Raw genomic sequence first — 18,847 nt, forward strand, 5'->3', positions numbered from 1 at the left:
GCATGACATCGACGGCGATCACGGCCGGCTCGGAGCCGGTCTTCCACCTGGAAGAGGAGCATGCGCACGCCGAAGGCGGCAGCACCATGCTCGGCTTCTGGCTCTATCTGATGAGCGACTGCCTGATCTTCGCCATGCTGTTCGCGGCCTTTGGCGTGCTCGGCGGCAATTACGCAGCCGGTCCGGCGCCGAAGGACCTGTTCGATCTCGGCCTGGTGGCGGTCAACACCACGATGCTGCTCCTGTCCTCGATCACCTATGGCTTTGCCATGCTGACCATGGACAAGGGGCGCGTCGGCGCGACGCAAACCTGGCTGGTCGTGACCATGCTGTTCGGCCTGGCGTTCCTCTCGATCGAGCTCTACGAATTCGCGCATATGATCCATGAAGGCGCGACCCCGCAGCGCAGCGCCTTCCTGTCGTCCTTCTTCACGCTGGTCGGCACGCACGGCCTGCACGTCACCTTCGGCATCGTCTGGATGGTGACGCTGATGGTGCAGGTCGCGAGGCACGGCCTCATCGAGGCGAACCGCCGCCGACTGATGTGCCTTTCGATGTTCTGGCACTTCCTTGACGTCGTCTGGATCGGCGTCTTCACCTTCGTCTATCTGATGGGGATGCTGCGATGAACGCTCATGATCATGCCGGTCACGACCACGCGCATGGCGGCGCCGCGCACGGGTCACTGAAGGGCTACCTGATCGGCTTCGTCCTGTCGGTGATCCTGACCGCCATCCCGTTCTGGATGGTCATGAGCGGCGCCATAGACAACAAGCAGGCCACGGCCATCATCATCATGGCCTTCGCGGTGGTGCAGATCGTGGTGCACATGATCTTCTTCCTGCACATGAACCCCGCCTCGGAAGGCGGATGGTCGATGCTGGCGCTGATCTTCACGGTGATCCTCGTCGTCATCGTGCTGAGTGGCTCGCTCTGGGTGATGTACCACCTCAACGCCAACATGATGCCCGGGCTCCACGAGATGCGGGAGATGCCATGAGCCCCATTTCGGGCATGGGAGGGCCAAAGTCGAGGCAAAGGACATGATCGGCCGGGCAGGGTCTGGCTCCCACGCCGCGCCGTTAAAGGGCACCGCGTCGCGATTCCTTCTTGCGCTGGCTGGGCTTCTCGGAGTCCTGGTGTTTCTCGGACTCGGCATCTGGCAGCTGGAAAGGCGGGTCTGGAAACTCGACCTCATTTCCCGTGTCGACCAGCGCATCCATGCTCCCGTCGTCGATGCGCCCGGCCCGCAGGACTGGAGCGGGTTGAGCGCGCCGGATTACGAATATCGTCATGTGCGCCTGACCGGGCGCTTTGAGGGCGGCGCCAACACGCTGGTGCAGGCGGTGACCGAGCTCGGTGGCGGCTATTGGGTGCTGACGCCGATGCGCGACGACGGCGGTTTCACGGTCCTCGTCAACCGCGGCTTCGTTCCGCAGGAGCGAAAGGCCGAGTTCGAGCGGGAGAGCGGCGGTTTCACCGAGGCGGCTACGGTCGATGGGCTGCTGCGCGTCAGCGAACCCGGCGGCGGTTTCCTGCGCAGCAACGATCCCGCGGCCAACCGCTGGTATTCGCGCGACGTCGTGGCAATCGCCAAGGCGCGCGGACTGGCGGAAGTCGCGCCCTATTTCATCGATGCCGAGGCGTCCGGCGCGGCGGACTGGCCGCGCGGCGGGCTTACCGTCGTCACCTTCCGCAACAGCCATCTCGTCTATGCTTTGACCTGGTTTGCCCTGGCAGCGATGCTGGCGCTGGCCCTCGCCAGGCCGATCCTTGCCGGACGTCGGAAGCGGGTCTCGGCAAGATGAACATCTCGATCCCGGTGCTTCATCACGGCAAGCCGTTCGCGGCGGCTCCTCTTGCCGGCCAGGCAGGCGCCGCCTCGAATTCCGACGCGACGAACAGGAAGAACCTGCTGCTTCTCATCCAGTTGCGCTGGCTGGCGGTGGCGGGGCAGGTGCTGACCATCCTGGCGACGCAATACTGGTTCGCCATCCCGCTGCCGCTCGCCGAGATGGCCGGCGTCGTGCTTTTCCTGGTCGGGCTCAACATCTTCAGCCTGCTGGTCCTGCGCGGCAACAGCCGCATCTCCAACGCGCAGCTCTTCGTCGCGCTGATCTTCGACATGGCGGCGCTGACGACGCAGCTCTACCTGAGCGGCGGCGCCTCGAACCCTTTCGTGTCGCTCTATCTCCTGCAGATCACGCTCGGCGCCGCGCTGCTGGCGCCATGGTCGACCTGGATCCTGGTGGTGGCCGCCTCGGCCTGCTTCGTCTTCCTCATCTTCGTTTTCCAGCCGATCGCGATCCCGCCTCATGGCGGCAGCGACCTCCTGGCGCTGCATCTGCGCGGCATGTTCATCTGCTTCGTGCTCGCGGCCGGCCTGATCGTGATCTTCATGACGCGCATCAACCGCAACCTGCGCGAACGCGATGCCTACCTCGCCGACCTGCGCCAGCGTTCCGCCGAGGAAGACCACATCGTGCGCATGGGCCTGCTGGCCTCGGGTGCGGCGCATGAACTGGGCACGCCGCTCTCGACCATATCGGTCATCCTGTCCGACTGGCGCCAGATGCAGGGCGTCAAGCGCAACCGCGAGCTTTCCGAGGATGTGGCCGAGATGCAGGTGCAGATCGAGCGCTGCAAAAGCATAGTCACGGGCATCCTCATGTCCTCCGGCCAGGCGCGGGGCGAGGGCACGATCCGCACCACGATCCGCGACTTCCTCGACGATCTCGTCCAGGAGTGGCGTGTCAGCCGCCAGCCCCTCAGGCTGGACTACAGCAACGGTTTCGAGCCGGACGAGCAGATCGTGTCCGACACGGCGCTGAAGCAGGTGATCTTCAATGTGCTCGACAATGCGCAGGAAGCATCGCACGATTGGGTCGACATAACTGCCGAGCGGCAGGATGAGAAGCTGGTGCTCTCCGTCGAGGATCGCGGACCGGGTTTCGACAAGGATATTTTGGCCACGCTCGGCCAGCCCTATATGTCGAGCAAGGGGCGGCCAGGCGGCGGCCTGGGCCTCTTCCTGGTGTTCAACGTGGTGCGCAAGCTCGGCGGCGACGTTTCGGCGCGCAACATGGCCGAGGGCGCTCGCGTTACCCTTTCGCTGCCGCTGGCGGCACTGACCGATGGAGACGATCGTGAAATCTGATCGATCCCTGTTTGTCGTCGAGGACGACGCGACTTTCGCGCGAACGCTCAAACGTTCGTTTGAAAAGCGCGACTACGACGTCGTGGTCTGCCACGACCGCGAGGCGCTGCTGGCCGCACTGGAAACGGCCGCTCCGGACTATGCGGTCGTCGATCTCAAGCTCGGAGCGGGATCGGGGCTCGAATGCGTCAAGCTGCTAAGCGCCCGCAACCCGTCGATGCGGATCGTCGTGCTGACGGGATTCGCCAGCATCGCCACGGCGGTCGAGGCGATCAAGCTCGGCGCCTGCCACTATCTGGCCAAGCCCGCCAACACCGATGACATCGAAGCCGCCTTCGGCCGCGCTGAGGGCGACGTTTCGGTGCCGCTCACCAGCCGCCCCACCTCGATCAAGAACCTCGAATGGGAGCGCATCCACGAAACGCTGGTCGAGACCGGCTTCAACATCTCCGAAACTGCGCGCCGGCTTGGCCTGCACCGGCGCACGCTTGCCCGCAAGCTCGAGAAGCGCGTGGTGCAGTAGGCGCGACGCGCCGGGGCTACTGCCCGACGGCCACGCCAAGCACCGAGACACAGTCGCCCGCCTTGACCAAGCCCGGGAAGTGGCGCGCTGCGAGCAATCCGGACATCCTGGCCTTGATCTCCTGCGCCGCCTGCCCGGTGCGGCCGACCGGATGGATGCGCGCGACCACCTGGCCTTCCTTGATCGCCTCGCCGAGATCGACCATGGTCTCGATCATGCCGTCATCCTCGGCGAAGGCGAAGCAATCGCCCGACGGCATGTCCAGCCATTTTGTTCGAGTCTTCTCGACCGCACCATCGACGATGCCCGCATGGCGAAGCACGTTGAGGATGCCGCGCCGGGCGATGCGCACGGTTTCGGCGCGCGAGGTGCCGCCGCCGCCGAGCTCGGTGGTGACGAAGACCTTGCCCATTTCCTCGGCGGCCGTGTCGTACATGCCGACCGCGTCGATCTCCGTCATGCGCATCGAGAACGGCGCCGAGAAAGCTTCGACCGCGGCGAAGGCCTTTTTCTCCTGCGCCTTGTCCGACAGCGTATGCGCGGCACAGAACGGCACGAAGTCCAGTGTCCTGCCGCCGGAATGGAAGTCGAAGACGATGTCCGCGCGCGGAAGCAGCTCGCGTTGGAAATAATCGGCGATCTTCTCCGTCACCGTGCCGTCCGGGCGGCCGGGGAAGGAGCGGTTCATGTTGCCCTTGTCGATTGGCGAGGTGCGCGTGCCGGCCCGGAACGCCGGATAGTTCATCGCCGGCACGATGATGACCGTGCCGGAGACATTTTTCGGGTCGAGCGTGCGGGCGAGCTCGTAAAGCGCCAGCGGCCCCTCATACTCGTCGCCGTGATTGCCGCCGGTGAGCAGCGCCGTCGAGCCCTTGCCGTTGCGAACGACGCAGACCGGGATCATCACCGATCCCCAGGCGGAATCGTCGCGGCTGTAGGGCAGGCGCAGGAAGCCGTGCTGGACGCCGTCGCGCTTGAAGTCGACGGTCGGCGCGATCGGCGACGGACGCAGAGCGGACATCGGCTCAGTCCTTCACGAACAGCTTGCGCGGCACATTAGCCAGGCACTCGACGCCGGTGTCGGTGATCAGGATCGACTCGGTGATCTCCAGCCCCATCGTCTCCAGCCACAGCCCTGTCATGAAATGGAAGGTCATGCCGGGCTTGAGCTCGGTGCGGTCGCCGGGGCGCAGGCTCATCGTGCGCTCGCCCCAGTCCGGCGGATAGGAGATACCGATCGGATAGCCGGTGCGGTTGTCCTTGACGATGCCGTATTTCTTCAGCACCGCGAAGAAGGCGTTGGCGATGTCCTCGCAGGTGTTTCCGGGCTTCGCCGCCGCGAGGCCCGCCTCCATGCCTTCCAGCGTTGCCTTTTCGGCATCGAGGAAGGCTTGCGTCGGCTTGCCGAGGAAGACGGTGCGCGACAGCGGGCAGTGGTAGCGGTTGTAGCAGCCGGCGATCTCGAAGAACGTGCCTTCGTTCACCTTCATCGGCTTGTCGTCCCAGGTCAGATGCGGCGCCGAGGCATCCGCGCCAGACGGCAGCAGCGGCACGATCGCCGGATAGTCGCCGCCGATGCCGTCGACGCCGCGCGTGCCGGCATCGTAGATCTCGGCGACCAGGTCGCATTTGCGCATGCCAACTTCTATTCTGTCGACGATGCGCTGGTGCATCGCTTCGACGATGCGGGCGGCGTTGCGCATGTAGTCGATCTCGGTCGGGCTTTTCACCGCCCGCTGCCAGTTGACCAGCGCGGTGGCGTCGACGAAGCGGGCGTTGGGCAGGTGCTTCTGCAGCGCCGCGAAGGCGGCGGCCGAGAACCAGTAATTGTCCATCTCGACGCCGATGGTGAGCTTATCCCAGCCGCGCTCGGCCAGCACGCTGGCGAGGTAGTCCATCGGGTGGCGCTCGGTCGACTGCACATAATGGTCGGCGTAGCCGATGATGTTGTCATGCGCGAGATAGGCGGTGCGCTTGGCGCCGTTGGCGTCCTGGCCGCGGCCATACCAGACCGGCTCGCCCGAAGGCGGCACGATAACAGCCTGATGCACATAGAAGGACCAGCCGTCATAACCCGTCAGCCAGGCCATGTTGGAAGGATCGCTGACGATCAGAAGGTCGACGCCTTTCACTTCCATGGCCTTGCGCGTCTTGGCGAGGCGATCGGCAAATTCGCTCCGCGAGAATTTCAGGTTTGGCTGCATTTTCTTGGTCCTCGTTTGTTGGGCCTTGCGGCCGGTACTAGCTCTCGAAAATCGTTCCGGCATTCGCCGCCCGCGCACGGTCGCGAGCCAGGGTGGCGATCGCGGTGTCCTGCACGCCGGTGCCGGTGAGGTCGGCAATGGTGATGTCGCTTGCCGTACGCCGGCCGTGCTTGCTGCCGGCAATGATCTCACCGAGTTCGGTGACCTCGGCATCAGCGGCGAAGACCGCCGCCTCGATGGCGTGGTGGAGTTCGCCCAGGCGCCGTGTCTGCTTGGCGCTGTCGGCGACATAGAGGTCGGCCATGCGCAGGATCGCCGGCGCGATCTCGTTCTTGTGCTCGGCATCCGAGCCCATCGCGGTGATGTGCTGGCCGGCGGAGATGAAGCCCGGCTTGATCAGCGGCTCGGTCGAAGGCGTCGTTGTGACGATGATGTCGGCGCCCGCTGCCGCGTTTGCCGCATCCGGCTCGGCGCGCACGAGGATGCCCAGCTTCTCGCGCAGGCGAGCAGCGGTTGCCTCGGCCTTGGCGGCGTCGCGCGCCCAGATGCGCGCTTCCTCGATCGGCCGCACGAGCCGCAGCGCTTCCAATTGCAGGCCGGCCTGCAAACCGGCGCCGAAGATCGCCGCGACCTTGGAGTCCTCGCGCGACAGATGCCTGGCCGCGACCGCGCCGGCGGCGGCGGTGCGGATGTCGGTGAGATAGCCATTGTCGAGCAGCAGCGCCTCGACCACGCCGGTCTTTGCCGAAAGCAGCACCATCATGCCGCCGCCGCTCGGCAGGCCCAGCGTCGGATTGTCGAAGAAGCCGGAACTTATCTTGACGGCGAAACCGTCTATGCCGGGCACATAGGCGGACTTCACGTCGACCTCGCCGCGATGCTCGTGAATGTCGAGCCGCAAAATCGGCGGCATTGCTACGGGCATTGTGGCCAACGCCCGGAAGGCATTCTCGACGCAGGCGACAGCGTCCAGGTCGAGCGTCACGATCTTGCGTAACTCGGCTTCTGTAAGGATGGTCATGCGGCTCATGCTGCGCGCTCCGCAAAGGTGCTAGCCGCGAAGGAAGGCGTTCCGTCACACCCCCCTCTGGCCTGCCGGCCATCTCCCCCGCAAGGGGGGAGATCAGCCCGCATCTCTTCTTTCGCCAATCTCAAGCGCCGCAAGGAAAGCGGCGGCATCGACACAGCCAATCTCCCCCCTTGCGGGGGAGATGTCCGGCAGGACAGAGAGGGGTGGGCGGGAACTCGGCATCGAAGAACTCTCATGCGGCGCGCTCCCTTACGGAGGGCTCACCGCAGACGATGCGGCGGTGCAGGCCCATGTCGATATTGCGGCCGGAGAGAATGAGCACGGTGGGGCCGCTCACTTCGACCTTCCCCGCCAGCAGCGCGCCGATGCCGACGGCGCCGGCGCCCTCGACGATCTCGCGCTCTTGTTCGTAGGCATGGCGGATGCCGGCGGCGATCTCGTCCTCCGAGAGCAGGACCACGTCGTCCAGCAGGTCCCGGCACATGGCGAAGGTCAGCCGGTTGTCGAGGCCGATGCCGCCGCCGAGTGAGTCCGCCAGCGTCGGCAGTTCCTCGACCTGGACGGGCCGACCGGCATCGAGGCTGGCTTTCATTGCGGCGCCACGCGCCATCGAGATGCCGATGACTTTGGTGCGCGGGCTGACGCCTTTGACCGCTGCCGCCATGCCAGACGCCAGCCCTCCGCCGGAGAGCGGCACCAGCACCGCCACGGCATCCGGAACCTGCTCCATGATTTCCAGCCCGAGCGTGCCTTGCCCGGCGACGATGTCGGGGTGGTCGAAGGGCGGCAGCATGACCAGCCCTTCCTCCTCCACCAGCCTGTCGACCTCCCGCTGGGCGTCGTCCTGGCTGTTGCCGATGATATGGACTTCGACGCCGAGGCGGCGGATGGCGTCGAGCTTGTTTTGCGGCACCAGCTTCGACATGCAGATCACCGCGCGCATGTCTTCGAGCTTCGCCGCATGGGCGAGCGCCCGTCCGTGATTGCCGGTCGAAGCGGCGACAACGCCACGCGATTTTTCTTCCGCGCTCAACGCGGCTATCGCGTTGGAAGCGCCGCGCAGCTTGAACGCCCCCGTGGTCTGGTGGTGCTCCAGCTTGAGATGAACAGGATGGCCGACGCGATCCGACAGGCTTTGCGACAGCACAGTGGGTGTCCGCTCGACCTTGCCGGCAATGCGTTCGCGCGCGATGCGAATATGCTGGAGCTCAACGGTCATTTCGATCACGCGGCCAGCAACTTCGTCCACAGCCGGCCGAACTCGGGACGCGGCGTGTCGTCGCCGCAAAGCCGCAGGCAGTTCCAGGCGCTGGCCTGGTTGCTGGTGACGACCGGACGGCCGATCGCCTCTTCCATGCCAGGGACCGCGAGCGCGGCGCGCAGCGCGGTGCAGGAGACAAACAGCGCATCGGCCTGGGGATGCATGACCTTGCGCGCCATCTCGACCAGTGACGACGGCGTGATCCGCGCCATCTCGCGGTCGTCCTCGAAGCCGAGGCAAGTAAAACTCCGGATGTCGAAGCCATGCGACGCGAAATAGGCTGCCATCGGCCGGCTGGTCTCGACGGTATAGGGGGTGAGGATGCTGATGCGCTTGACCCCAAAAGCGTTCAGGCCGCGCATGCCGGCCATCGGCGGCGTGACGACGGGAACACCGGGCTTGGCCGCCTGGATGGCAGCTTCGATCTCGGCGTCACCGATCACCACCGAAGCGGACGTGCAGGAATAACAGACGGCATCGAGCGGCTCGTCCGGCAGGATGAGCGCTGCGCCCGCCGAAAGCGACGGCTGCATCTTGCGCAAATTCTCCGGCGTCGTCGGATTGGCATAGGGAATGCGCGCGACATAGACGCCGATCCGCTCGCTCGCCACCATGCGGCGGAAGTCCACCTCGCTGGTGTGGTCGGTCGCCAGGGCGATCAGTCCGACGCGCTTTTGCAGCGGGCGCGCATCCAGCGCGGGGCGCGCCGTTTCGAGGCGGATCTCGGGCAATGCTTTCATGACCTTCATCTTTCGATCCTGCCGTAGCGACGCTCCAGCCAGCGTAAGAGCACGACGGAGCAGAGACTGATGACGAGGAAGAAGGCGCCGACTAGCGTCATCGGTTCGATGTAGCGGTAGTATGTATTGGCGACGCTCTTGGCCTGGTTCATCAGCTCAAGCACCGTGATCGCCGAAAGCAGCGGCGTCTCCTTGAACATGGCGATGAAATAGTTGGCCAGGGCCGGGATCATCGGCGGGATCGCCTGCGGCAGGATGATATGCGTCCAGGTATGGCGGCCATTGAGATTGCAGGCCTTGGCCGCTTCCCACTGCCCACGCGGCACATTGTCGATGCCGGCGCGGTAGACCTCGGCCGTGTATGTGCCGTAATGCAAGCCAAGGCCGATGACGCCCGCCACCAGCGGCGGCAGCAGGATGCCGATATCGGGCAGCACGTAGAAGATGAAATAAAGCTGCACCAAAAGCGGTGTGCCGCGGATGAATTCGGCGAACCAGCCGACGCTGCGCGACACCAGCCGGTTCTCCGAGCGCCGCGCCAGCGCTATCCCAAGCCCGACGATCGCCGCCAGGATCGAGCCGAGCACCGTCGCCAGGATGGTGATCTTCACGCCCTGGAGCAGCACCGGCATGATCTGCCTGACGAAATCCCAATCCCAGTCCATTATTTGGCCCAGTCCATCAGACACGCACTCCGTCGAGACCGCGCGCCATGCGGCGTTCCAGCGTCCGCACGCCCCAGGAGATGATCAGCGCGAGCGCGAAATAGATGATCAGCACGGACAGGAACGGCATCAGCGTGCTGCCGGTCTGCGAACGCACCACCTGCGCCTGGAAGGTCAGGTCGGCGAGCGAGATCAGCGACACGACCGAGGTCGCCTTGAGCAATTCGATTGCGTTGTTGCCGAAGGTCGGCAGCATGACCAGCAGCGCCTGCGGCAGGATGACGTGGCGCATGCCTTGCCAGCGGCCAAGATTGAGCGCCGTGCAGGCCTCGTATTGCTCGCGGCCGACCGACAGGATGGCGCCGCGCACCACCTCCGCCGCATAGGCGCCGACATTCAAGCCCAGCGCCAGCACGCCCGCCTGCAGCGGCGTCAGCGACAGGCCGGCGAAAGGCAGCACGAAATAGGCCCAGAACAGCTGGACGAAGATCGAGGTGCCGCGGAAGAATTCGATATAGACGGTTGCGATCGCGCGCACGATGAAGAAGCGCGACACGCGCCCCATGCCGGCAAGGAAGGCCATGATCAGCGCAAGCACCGACCCCATCAGCGTCAGCTCGATGGTGACAAGCGCTCCCTGCAATATCAGGCCGAGATAGCCGGACCACTGGGTCATAGGGTTCCAACGTTTGCGTTCTTGGGTCCTTCTCCCCGTTCAACGGGAGAAGATGCCGGTTTATCCTCCGTAGCTGCAGCGCAGCTGCTGCGAAGGACGGGCAGGCAGATGAAGGGCGGAGCCAGCCTTGCAGAACTTGGCAACGCCCCTCATCCGACCCTTCGGGCCACCTTCTCCCCGTGAACGGGGAGAAGGGAGGGAGCTACTTCGCCGCGCAGAGCTTCTCGCGCGTCGTCGACATGGCCGCCTTGGCGGAGAAGCCGTAGGGCTCGATGATCTTGGCGAACTCGCCCGACTTCTTCATCTTGGCGAGCTCGACGTCATAGGCATCGCGCAGCGCCTCGTCGCCCTTCTTGAAGGCGGCGCCGTCACAATAGACCGGAGCGCCGACAACCGGGGCGATGACGTCGAGGTTCGGATCGTTGGCCTTCTTGACCAGGTCGTTGATCGAGAGCACCGGCAGCGAATAGGCGTCGATGCGGCCGTCCTGCACCATCTTCAGGCCGCTTTGGCCATCCGGCACGACGATGACGCGATCGCGCGGCACGCCGGCATTCAGCGCCAGCTTCTCCTCGGTGCCGCCACCAGGCGCGCCGACGGTCGCCGACGCATCCTTGGCGATGTCCTCATAGCTCTTGAAGCCTTTCGGATTGCCCTTCTTCACCAGCAGCGCCTCGGCATCGCAAAGCACCGGCTCGGAATAGACGACCGCCGCGCAACGTTCCGGCTTCATGAACAGGCCGGCGGTGACGACGTCGAAGCGGCCCGCCTGCAGGCCCGGGATCATGGCGCCATATTCGGAGATCGAGGCGACGATGTCGTTGACGCCGAGGCGCTTGAAGATCTCGCGTGCCACGTCAGGCGCCGCGCCCGAAACCTTGCCGTCCGCTGCCACCGCCGTATAGGGCGGCTCATTGGCAATGGCGACGCGGGCAAAGCCCTGTTGCTTGAGCTGCTCCAGCTTGGCGTCGTCGGCCGAACGCGCACCGGGGGCGAGCAGCATTGCGCTCACTGCGAGGCCGGCGACGCCAGCCAGAATGCCAAGTTTCTTCATTGTTCCCAACTCCTTGTTTCTCTTCTTGGTTTGCTCGGCTCGGGACGGCCTTTGGCCGCCCGTGGACGACCTCGTCGCCCCGAGACGACTACGTCGCTCGTTTGCATTGCGGTCAGACGCGATGTCCGGCCGCGATGATCTTCTTCAGGAAGCTCTGCGTTCTTTCCTGTTTGGGATGGCGGAAAATCTCATCGGGCTTGCCTTCCTCGACGATCCGGCCGCGGTCGAAGAACAGCACGCGGTCGGCGAAATCGTGGGCGAAGCCCATCTCATGGGTGACCAGAAGCATGGTCATGTCGGTCTCGGCGGCGAGCTTGCGCATGACGTTGAGCACCTCCTCGACGAGCTCAGGGTCGAGCGCCGAGGTGACCTCGTCGAAAAGCATGATCTTGGGCGACAGCGCCAGCGCCCGGGCGATCGCGACGCGCTGCTTCTGGCCGCCGGAAAGCTGCGCCGGCATCGCTTTCGCCTTGTCGGCGAGGCCCACCATGTCGAGCAGCTCCATCGCCCGCTTTTCGGCGGCGGCGCGGGCGACGCCCTTGGTCAGCATTGGCGCGAGCGTCACATTGTCCATGACGCATTTGTGCGGGAAGAGATTGAAGAGCTGGAAGACCATGCCGATCTTCTGGCGCATCCTGGCCAGGTGCCGCTCGTCGGCCGGCAGCAGCTGGCCGTTGCGTTCCATGTGGTAGAGCTGCTCGCCGTCGACCTGGATGTGGCCGCCGTCGATCTTCTCCAGCGTCATCAGGATGCGCAGGATCGTCGTCTTGCCGGAGCCGGACGGGCCGATCAGCGCCAGCTTCTCGCCTGGCATGACCTGCATCGACAGGCCGTCCAGCACCTTGAAGGCGCCGAAGCTCTTCGAAATCGCATCAACCTTGATGATGGGCGCGGGCAATCCATTTCCCCGTTCTGGAGAAGCCTATGCCCTTAACGATGCGAAACGCGTCAAATCATGTCAATTGGTAAAATAATATCATGACAATATTTCCGGCGCAGCACAATTTCAGGGCAATCTGAGCTGCCTTTGTGCATCAGATGGCGAGCAGGAGATGCTCCGGATCGCCGAGCAGCAGCTTGGCGACAACGCTCAGGCCCGCGCGCAGTTCCCCCTCTGTGGTCGATCCGAGCGAGATGCGCACGGCCGGATGCCAGGGCGTCTCGGCGATGCGGAACGAGGTGCCCGGCGCGATCGCCACCCCGCGCAGCCGCGCCTGCGAAACAAAACTCTCCTCGGCGCGGTCGCCCGGCAGCTCGAGCCACAGATGCAGCCCGTCACGGTGGACGCGATAATCGACGCCGGCCAGCATTTCGGCGGCGATCTCCTGGCGCCGCTTCAACGCCTGGCGCTGCCAGTTGACCAGTTCCATCGCCGTGCCGTCGGTCACCCAGCGCGTGGCGATCTCCGCCACCATCGGCGTCGCCATCCAGTTCGAGACGAGGTGGCGGTTGGCGACGGCGGCGACGTAGCGGTCCGGCACCGCGAGATAGCCGATGCGCAGGCCAGGCACGGTGATCTTGGTGAAGGAAGTGACGTAGAGTGTGCGCTCCGGCGCAAAGGCGGCAACCGCGGCCGGCCGGCCTTCAACCAGCGGCCCGAGCACGTCGTTCTCGATGATCGCGATGTCATGCTTGCGGGCAACGGCGGCTATCTGCTCGCGGCGGGTGGCGTCCATCAACGTCGCCGTCGGGTTGATCACCGACGGCTGGACGAACACGGCGCGGATGTCCGACAGCCGGCAAGCCTCGTCGAGCGCTTCGGGGATCAGCCCGTTGCCGTCGATCGGCAGGCCCTCGAGGTTGAAGCCGAGATAGCGGGCAAGCGGCACCAGCGTGTGGTGGCCGATCGCCTCCGTGGCGACGGTCGAGCCGGGCGGCGCCACGCTCATCAGCGCCACCGTCATGCCGGCGGTGGCGCCGTTGGTCAGGGAGATATTCTGCGGCGACGCTTCGAGCCCGCAAAGCTTCAGCCACTCGACCGCGACGGCGCGATGGCGCGGAAACACCATGTTCGGTCGGAACGACAGCGCCGAGCTCGACGGCAGATTCTCGGCCAGCCACCCCAGCGCCTGCTTCAATTTTTCCAGATGCATCGGCTCGCAGACCGGCTTCAGGATCGAGAGGTCGATGACCTCGCCGAGGCGCTCCGGGATGTAAGGCGGCTCCGGTTCGCGGCGCTGCGTCTGCACGAAGCTGCCGCGCCCGACCTCCCCGGAAATCAGGCCGCGCCGGATCAGTTCCTCATAGGCGCGGCTGACCGTTTGCACCGAAAGCTTCAGGTCGTCCGCAAGGCGGCGATGCGTCGGCAGTTGCGCGCCATTGGCGAGCCGCCCGTCATGGATCGCGCGTGCGAACTGGTCGGCCAGCGAGAGATAGGCCGGGCGGCGGATGAGAGCAGGATCTGGCTGCCATAATGTCATGACATATTAGAGAGCGAAATCAGTGCAATTGACAATCGAAATAATGCATCGTCATGGTGTCTGCAACGAAAGGCGAATCCCGCATGGCGGCAGCGAAACTCGACCCGATCGACCTCAGGATTCTCGACGCCATCCAACGCGATGGGCGCATCACCAAGCTGGCGCTGGCCGAGAAGGTCGGCCTGTCGCCGACGCCGTGCTGGATGCGGCTGCGCAAGCTGGAAAAGGCCGGCATCGTGTCCGGCTATCACGCCACGATCGCCATGCGCGTCATCGCGCCGGTGGCGACGGTGCTGATGGAGGTGACTTTAGCCAACCACCGCCAGGCGGACTTCGACAGGTTCGAGCGGGTCGTGCGCGATGTTCCGGAGATCGTCGCCTGCTGGTCGGTGGGCGGCGGCGTCGACTATGTGTTGAAGGTGATGGCGCGCGACATCGATGCCTATCAGCGGTTGGTCGACAGCCTGCTCGAACGCGAGATCGGCATCGACCGCTACTTCACCTACATCGTCACCAAGACGGTCAAGGACGAGACCGTGCTGCCGGTGGCCGACCTGTTGCCGGAACAATGAAAACGCCATCGTCATCCACGGGCGGAGCGACGCGAAGCGGAGCGTAGACCCGAGGATCCATTCCGTGACTTTGATCGAAAGCGCAGCAGAGCAGAATTCTGCAGCGTAGCGGCGCCTCAACGTCACGGCATGGATCCTCGGGTCTACGCCGCGTCGCTTCGCTCCTTGCTTCGCCCGTGGATGACGAAGTTGAGAAGGCTCGGCCAATTTTCGAGGTTCGGCTGCGCCTACCGGCCGGCCAACTAGAGAGATCATCTGTGTCGGCGCGCCAATAGAGACAATCTCTCTACCAACAGCCGCTGAAACAGTCCCATTCTTTGCCTGACACGGCCGATGCTTCGGCATCGAATGGAGGCGCCGATGTCCGCGCATTTTGCCCGCACCAACCACCATGAAGCGCTGGACCGGCTCGCCGACCGCCGGCTGTTGCGCGCTCTCGCTTATGTCGACGGCCACTGGACGGCGAGCGATGCTGCGGCCAGTTTCGAGGTTACCGATCCGGCGACCGGCGCTACCGTCGCCTTTGTGGCCGCGCTCGATGCGGCGCAGACGACGAAGGCGATCAACGCCGCGTCGCGTGCATTTCACGGCTGGCGCTCGGCCCTGCCGCAGGAGCGCTCGAAGATCCTGCGAAAATGGTTCGATCTGATCGTCGCCGCCAAGGACGATCTGGCGCTGCTGATGACGCTTGAGCAGGGCAAGCCGCTGAAGGAATCGCTGGGCGAGATCGACTACGCCGCTTCCTTCGTCGAGTGGTATGCCGAGGAAGCGAAACGCCTCAATGCCGAAAGCGTCACCAGCCATCTGCCGAATGCTCAGATGTCGGTGCGCCGCGAGCCGCTCGGCGTGGCCGGGGTCGTCACGCCGTGGAATTTTCCGTCGGCCATGCTCACCCGCAAGGCGGCCGCGGCTTTGGCCGCCGGCTGCACGGTGGTGGCGCATCCGTCGTCCGAGACACCGCTCTCGGCTTTGGCGCTGGCCGAACTCGGCGAGCGCGCCGGCCTGCCTGCCGGCGTCTTCAACGTCGTCACCGGCGATGCGCGCACCATCGTCGGCGCGATGTGCGCCGACGCCAGGGTCCGCGCCATGAGCTTCACCGGATCGACCGAGGTCGGCCGGCTGATCGCGGCGCAGAGTGCTGCGACCATGAAGCGCCTGGTCATGGAACTCGGCGGCCATGCGCCGCTTATCGTGTTCGACGATGCCGACATCGACAAGGCCGTGACGATCGCGCTCGATGCCAAGTTCGCCACCTCCGGCCAGGATTGCCTCGCCGCCAATCGCATCTATGTGCAGCGGCCGATCTATGATCGCTTCTGCGCGGCATTCGCGCGCCGCATCGAGCAGCTCCGCACCGGCAACGGTCTATCCGCGGACGCCGATATCGGGCCGCTGATGCATGAGCGCGGGGTCAAGAAGGTCGAGGAGCAAGTCGCCGATGCGCTCACCCATGGCGCGCGCTGCCTGGCCGGCGGCAAGCGTGACGCGGCCGGCCCGCTGTTCTACCAGCCGACGCTGCTCGTCGATGTGCCGGACGAAGCGTTGATCATGCGTGAAGAGACGTTCGGCCCGGTCGCCGCCGTCACCTCGTTCGACGACGAGGCGGAAGTCGTCGCCCGCGCCAACGCCACCGAATACGGCCTCGTCGCCTATGTCGTTAGCGAGAATGGCGCGCGCCAGGCGCGCATGGGCCGCGCGCTGGACTACGGCATGGTCGCGATCAACCGCGTCAAGATCACCGGCGCGCCGATTCCGTTCGGCGGCGTCAAGCAGTCCGGCATCGGTCGCGAAGGCTCGCGCCACGGGCTCGAAGCTTTCACCGATCTGAAATACCTCTGCCTGGACGTGGCGTAAGGTGCGTCGATATCCAGGTGATGCCGGCCTGCAAATGCCGGCTTCCTACGCTTCCGGTGCTCACGTACTGAAGTACGCTCCGCTCCGGTTCTCGGAAGCCACCCATTTTCAGCTCGGCCTGACCTGGATCTCGACACACCTTTGGGTCGCGCCAAGGCAATTTTCTTAAGGAGTAAAACATGCTCGAACAATCTAACGAACTCTCCGCCTGGGATCGCGACCACTTCTTCCATCCCTCGACGCATATGGGCACGCACGCGCGGGGTGAATCGCCGGCGCGCATCATGGCCGGCGGCGAAGGCGTCACCGTCTGGGACAACACCGGCAAGAAGAGCATCGACGCCTTTGCCGGCCTCTATTGCGTCAATGTCGGTTACGGCCGCCAGAAGATCGCCGATGCCATCGCAAGCCAAGCGAAGAACCTCGCCTACTATCACGCCTATGTCGGCCACGGCACCGAGGCCTCGATCACCCTTGCCAAGATGATCATCGACCGCGCGCCGAAGGGCATGAGCCGCGTCTATTTCGGTCTCTCCGGTTCCGACGCCAACGAAACCAACATCAAGCTGATCTGGTACTACAACAATGTTCTCGGACGGCCGGAAAAGAAGAAGATCATCTCGCGCTGGCGCGGCTATCACGGTTCCGGCGTGATGACCGGGTCGCTGACCGGGCTCGAGCTGTTCCACAACGCCTTCGACCTGCCGCGAGCGCCGATCCTGCACACCGAAGCGCCTTATTATTTCCGCCGCGCCGACCGCTCGATGAGCGAGGAGCAGTTCTCGCAACATTGCGCCGACAAGCTGGAGGAAATGATCCTCGCCGAGGGGCCGGACACGGTGGCCGCCTTCATCGGCGAGCCGATCCTCGGCACCGGCGGCATCGTGCCGCCGCCGGCCGGCTATTGGGAGAAGATCCAGGCCGTGCTGAACAAGTATGACGTGCTGCTCGTCGCCGACGAAGTGGTGACCGGATTCGGCCGTCTCGGCACCATGTTCGGCTCCGACCATTACGGTATGAAGCCGGACTTGATCACCATCGCCAAGGGCCTGACCTCGGCCTATGCGCCGCTGTCCGGCGTCATCGTTTCCGACAAGGTCTGGCAGGTGCTGGTCAAGGGCTCCGACAAGCTGGGTTCGCTCGGCCATGGCTGGACCTATTCGGCGCATCCGATCTGCGTTGCCGCGGGTGTCGCCAATCTCGAGCTGATCGACGAGATGAACCTGGTGCGGAACGCCGGCGAGACCGGCGCATACTTCCGCGCCGAGCTCGCCAAGGCCGTCGGCGGTCACCGGAACGTCGGCGAAGTGCGCGGCGACGGCATGCTGGCGGCGGTCGAGTTCGTGAAGGACCGCGATGACCGTGTGTTCTTCGACCCCGCGCTGAAGGTCGGGCCGCAGATCGCCACGGCGCTGGCCGCTAGTGGCGTCATCGGCCGCGCGATGCCGCAAGGCGACATCCTCGGCTTCGCGCCGCCGCTTTGCCTGACGCGGGAGGAGGCCGACATCGTCGTCGCGAAGACCGCCGACGCGGTGAACAGCGTCCTCGCCAATATCTGAGAAGCGACATTTGAGAAGCGACATGAATGCCATGACCAGAACCGTTCCCGCAACCATGGCCGCCGTGCAGCTTACCGGCCATGGCGGCCTGGAGAAGCTCGTTTACCGCACCGCCGTGAAAGTGCCCGCGCCGGCCGCCGGCGAAGTGCTGGTCAAGGTCAGCGCCTGCGGCATGAACAACACCGATGTCTGGGTGCGCCAGGGCGCCTATGGCACGGAGGAAGACGCCGGGGCGGTTTCGACCTGGCGCCGCCAAGGCAACACGCTGACCTTCCCGCGCATCCAGGGCACCGACACTGTTGGGACGATCGTCGCTGTCGGCGACGGCGTGCCAGCGAACCGCATCGGCGAACGCGTGATGGTCGACTTCTCCATCTACAACCGCGACGACGATTCGCTGGCCGACATCGACTATATGGGCCATGGCCGCGATGGCGGTTATGCCGAATACCAGGCGCTGCCGGCCGAGAACGCGCATGTCGTCGACACTGAGCTCAGCGATGTCGAGCTCGCCACCTTCTGTTGCGCCTATCTCACCGGCGAGCAGATGCTGGAGCGCGCGGCGCTGAAGGCCGGCGAGCGGGTGCTGGTCACCGGCGCCTCTGGCGGCGTTGGCTCCGGCATCGTGCAACTGGCACGGGCGCGCGGCGCCATCCCCTATGCCGTCGTCGGCAAGGGCAAGGAGCAGGCCGTGCTCGACATTGGCGCCGAGAAGGTGATCACGCGCGGCGTGGCCGACCTGCTTACCGCCGTCAATGAAGCGACTGGCGGCCAACCCATTGACGTGGTGGCAGACCTCGTCGGCGGCGCCATCTTCAACGACCTCTTGCGCATCCTGCGGCCCGAGGGCCGCTACACCACAGCGGGCGCCATCGCCGGGCCGGTCGTGCAGCTCGATCTGCGCACCATGTATCTGAAGCAGCTGCAGCTCCACGGCTCGAGCCAGGGCACGCGGGAGGACTTCCGCCGCATCGTGCGCTACATCGAGGAAAAGAAGATCAGGCCGCTGGTCGGCGGCGTCTACAAGCTCTCCGATTTCCACCGCGCCCAGACCGATTTCATGGGCAAGGATTTCGTCGGCAAGCTGGTGGTGGTGCCGGACGCGATGTGGAGGGGCGCCTGACCTGGAAAG

19 protein-coding genes are annotated in these 18,847 nt (G+C 65.0%); 9 read left to right on the forward strand and 10 right to left on the reverse strand.

Features of this window, described 5'->3' with window-relative positions:
* The first annotated feature begins 2 nt into the window (after positions 1–2).
* The 5 genes from cyoC to WDX12_RS13765 are packed head-to-tail and all read left to right on the forward strand — an operon-like array spanning position 3 to position 3,680.
* Positions 3–629, forward strand: coding sequence for a cytochrome o ubiquinol oxidase subunit III (gene cyoC, locus WDX12_RS13745; protein WP_434725626.1), 627 nt, complete (start codon positions 3–5; stop codon positions 627–629).
* Positions 626–1,000: a cytochrome o ubiquinol oxidase subunit IV gene (cyoD, locus tag WDX12_RS13750; RefSeq protein WP_434725225.1), complete on the forward strand. Its 375-nt coding sequence runs from the start codon at positions 626–628 to the stop codon at positions 998–1,000. Before cyoC ends, cyoD begins: the two co-directional genes overlap by 4 nt.
* Positions 1,001–1,043: 43 nt before the next feature.
* Positions 1,044–1,808 (forward strand): SURF1 family protein, encoded by a 765-nt coding sequence (locus WDX12_RS13755; protein WP_434725226.1) that lies wholly within the window; start codon positions 1,044–1,046, stop codon positions 1,806–1,808.
* Positions 1,805–3,157 carry an ATP-binding protein gene (locus tag WDX12_RS13760; RefSeq protein WP_434725227.1) on the forward strand — a complete coding sequence of 451 codons (1,353 nt, stop codon included), beginning with the start codon at positions 1,805–1,807 and terminating at the stop codon, positions 3,155–3,157. Before WDX12_RS13755 ends, WDX12_RS13760 begins: the two co-directional genes overlap by 4 nt.
* Entirely contained in the window at positions 3,147–3,680 is a 534-nt protein-coding gene (locus WDX12_RS13765) for a response regulator transcription factor (protein WP_434725228.1), read from the forward strand. Before WDX12_RS13760 ends, WDX12_RS13765 begins: the two co-directional genes overlap by 11 nt.
* A 16-nt stretch (positions 3,681–3,696) precedes the next feature.
* Here WDX12_RS13765 and doeB read toward each other — a convergent pair whose 3' ends face one another.
* From doeB to WDX12_RS13815, 10 genes are all read right to left on the reverse strand, one after another.
* Complete coding sequence (gene doeB, locus WDX12_RS13770; protein WP_434725229.1) at positions 3,697–4,701, reverse strand: N(2)-acetyl-L-2,4-diaminobutanoate deacetylase DoeB; 1,005 nt, start codon at positions 4,699–4,701, stop codon at positions 3,697–3,699.
* Between the two features lie 4 nt (positions 4,702–4,705).
* Positions 4,706–5,884, reverse strand: coding sequence for an ectoine hydrolase DoeA (gene doeA / locus WDX12_RS13775; protein ID WP_434725230.1), 1,179 nt, complete (start codon positions 5,882–5,884; stop codon positions 4,706–4,708).
* 37 nt (positions 5,885–5,921) lie between these two features.
* A complete protein-coding gene (locus WDX12_RS13780; protein ID WP_434725231.1) occupies positions 5,922–6,914 on the reverse strand; it encodes a cyclodeaminase in 993 nt (330 codons plus the stop codon).
* A gap of 232 nt (positions 6,915–7,146) precedes the next feature.
* A complete protein-coding gene (gene eutB, locus WDX12_RS13785; RefSeq protein ID WP_434725232.1) occupies positions 7,147–8,133 on the reverse strand; it encodes a hydroxyectoine utilization dehydratase EutB in 987 nt (328 codons plus the stop codon).
* Positions 8,134–8,138: 5 nt separating this feature from the next.
* The gene (eutA, locus tag WDX12_RS13790; protein ID WP_434725627.1) at positions 8,139–8,915 is read right to left on the reverse strand and encodes an ectoine utilization protein EutA; all 777 of its coding nucleotides are present in this window, start codon (positions 8,913–8,915) and stop codon (positions 8,139–8,141) included.
* A gap of 5 nt (positions 8,916–8,920) precedes the next feature.
* Positions 8,921–9,580: an ectoine/hydroxyectoine ABC transporter permease subunit EhuD gene (ehuD, locus tag WDX12_RS13795; RefSeq protein WP_434725233.1), complete on the reverse strand. Its 660-nt coding sequence runs from the start codon at positions 9,578–9,580 to the stop codon at positions 8,921–8,923.
* A gap of 16 nt (positions 9,581–9,596) precedes the next feature.
* Positions 9,597–10,256: an ectoine/hydroxyectoine ABC transporter permease subunit EhuC gene (gene ehuC / locus WDX12_RS13800; protein WP_434725234.1), complete on the reverse strand. Its 660-nt coding sequence runs from the start codon at positions 10,254–10,256 to the stop codon at positions 9,597–9,599.
* A 202-nt stretch (positions 10,257–10,458) separates the two neighbouring features.
* Complete coding sequence (gene ehuB / locus WDX12_RS13805; RefSeq protein WP_434725628.1) at positions 10,459–11,259, reverse strand: ectoine/hydroxyectoine ABC transporter substrate-binding protein EhuB; 801 nt, start codon at positions 11,257–11,259, stop codon at positions 10,459–10,461.
* Positions 11,260–11,422: 163 nt separating this feature from the next.
* Positions 11,423–12,208 carry an ectoine/hydroxyectoine ABC transporter ATP-binding protein EhuA gene (gene ehuA, locus WDX12_RS13810; RefSeq protein WP_140844064.1) on the reverse strand — a complete coding sequence of 262 codons (786 nt, stop codon included), beginning with the start codon at positions 12,206–12,208 and terminating at the stop codon, positions 11,423–11,425.
* 136 nt (positions 12,209–12,344) lie between these two features.
* Positions 12,345–13,730: a PLP-dependent aminotransferase family protein gene (locus tag WDX12_RS13815; RefSeq protein WP_434725235.1), complete on the reverse strand. Its 1,386-nt coding sequence runs from the start codon at positions 13,728–13,730 to the stop codon at positions 12,345–12,347.
* Positions 13,731–13,813: 83 nt separating this feature from the next.
* Here WDX12_RS13815 and WDX12_RS13820 point away from each other — a divergent pair, with 83 nt between their 5' ends.
* The 4 genes from WDX12_RS13820 (at position 13,814) to WDX12_RS13835 (ending at position 18,838) form a co-directional block, all read left to right on the forward strand.
* Positions 13,814–14,302 carry an Lrp/AsnC family transcriptional regulator gene (locus WDX12_RS13820; protein WP_320298693.1) on the forward strand — a complete coding sequence of 163 codons (489 nt, stop codon included), beginning with the start codon at positions 13,814–13,816 and terminating at the stop codon, positions 14,300–14,302.
* 360 nt (positions 14,303–14,662) lie between these two features.
* Positions 14,663–16,156: an NAD-dependent succinate-semialdehyde dehydrogenase gene (locus tag WDX12_RS13825; protein WP_434725236.1), complete on the forward strand. Its 1,494-nt coding sequence runs from the start codon at positions 14,663–14,665 to the stop codon at positions 16,154–16,156.
* A 179-nt stretch (positions 16,157–16,335) separates the two neighbouring features.
* Entirely contained in the window at positions 16,336–17,715 is a 1,380-nt protein-coding gene (locus WDX12_RS13830) for an aspartate aminotransferase family protein (RefSeq protein WP_434725237.1), read from the forward strand.
* Between the two features lie 22 nt (positions 17,716–17,737).
* Positions 17,738–18,838: an alcohol dehydrogenase family protein gene (locus tag WDX12_RS13835; protein ID WP_434725238.1), complete on the forward strand. Its 1,101-nt coding sequence runs from the start codon at positions 17,738–17,740 to the stop codon at positions 18,836–18,838.
* Positions 18,839–18,847: the final 9 nt, after the last annotated feature.

Source organism: Mesorhizobium sp. RIZ17, from assembly GCF_051127865.1.
Taxonomy (GTDB): domain Bacteria; phylum Pseudomonadota; class Alphaproteobacteria; order Rhizobiales; family Rhizobiaceae; genus Mesorhizobium; species Mesorhizobium humile.

Coding starts and splice junctions, on each gene's coding strand:
- cyoD (WP_434725225.1), top strand. CDS start 626: ATGAACGCTCATGATCATGCCGGTCACGACCACGCGCATGGCGGCGCC.
- eutB (WP_434725232.1), bottom strand. CDS start 8,133: ATGACCGTTGAGCTCCAGCATATTCGCATCGCGCGCGAACGCATTGCC.
- ehuC (WP_434725234.1), bottom strand. CDS start 10,256: ATGACCCAGTGGTCCGGCTATCTCGGCCTGATATTGCAGGGAGCGCTT.
- eutA (WP_434725627.1), bottom strand. CDS start 8,915: ATGAAAGCATTGCCCGAGATCCGCCTCGAAACGGCGCGCCCCGCGCTG.
- WDX12_RS13835 (WP_434725238.1), top strand. CDS start 17,738: ATGAATGCCATGACCAGAACCGTTCCCGCAACCATGGCCGCCGTGCAG.
- ehuD (WP_434725233.1), bottom strand. CDS start 9,580: ATGGACTGGGATTGGGATTTCGTCAGGCAGATCATGCCGGTGCTGCTC.
- WDX12_RS13780 (WP_434725231.1), bottom strand. CDS start 6,914: ATGAGCCGCATGACCATCCTTACAGAAGCCGAGTTACGCAAGATCGTG.
- doeB (WP_434725229.1), bottom strand. CDS start 4,701: ATGTCCGCTCTGCGTCCGTCGCCGATCGCGCCGACCGTCGACTTCAAG.
- ehuB (WP_434725628.1), bottom strand. CDS start 11,259: ATGCTGCTCGCCCCCGGTGCGCGTTCGGCCGACGACGCCAAGCTGGAG.
- WDX12_RS13825 (WP_434725236.1), top strand. CDS start 14,663: ATGTCCGCGCATTTTGCCCGCACCAACCACCATGAAGCGCTGGACCGG.
- doeA (WP_434725230.1), bottom strand. CDS start 5,884: ATGCAGCCAAACCTGAAATTCTCGCGGAGCGAATTTGCCGATCGCCTC.
- WDX12_RS13820 (WP_320298693.1), top strand. CDS start 13,814: ATGGCGGCAGCGAAACTCGACCCGATCGACCTCAGGATTCTCGACGCC.
- WDX12_RS13815 (WP_434725235.1), bottom strand. CDS start 13,730: ATGACATTATGGCAGCCAGATCCTGCTCTCATCCGCCGCCCGGCCTAT.
- WDX12_RS13830 (WP_434725237.1), top strand. CDS start 16,336: ATGCTCGAACAATCTAACGAACTCTCCGCCTGGGATCGCGACCACTTC.
- WDX12_RS13760 (WP_434725227.1), top strand. CDS start 1,805: ATGAACATCTCGATCCCGGTGCTTCATCACGGCAAGCCGTTCGCGGCG.
- WDX12_RS13755 (WP_434725226.1), top strand. CDS start 1,044: ATGATCGGCCGGGCAGGGTCTGGCTCCCACGCCGCGCCGTTAAAGGGC.
- cyoC (WP_434725626.1), top strand. CDS start 3: ATGACATCGACGGCGATCACGGCCGGCTCGGAGCCGGTCTTCCACCTG.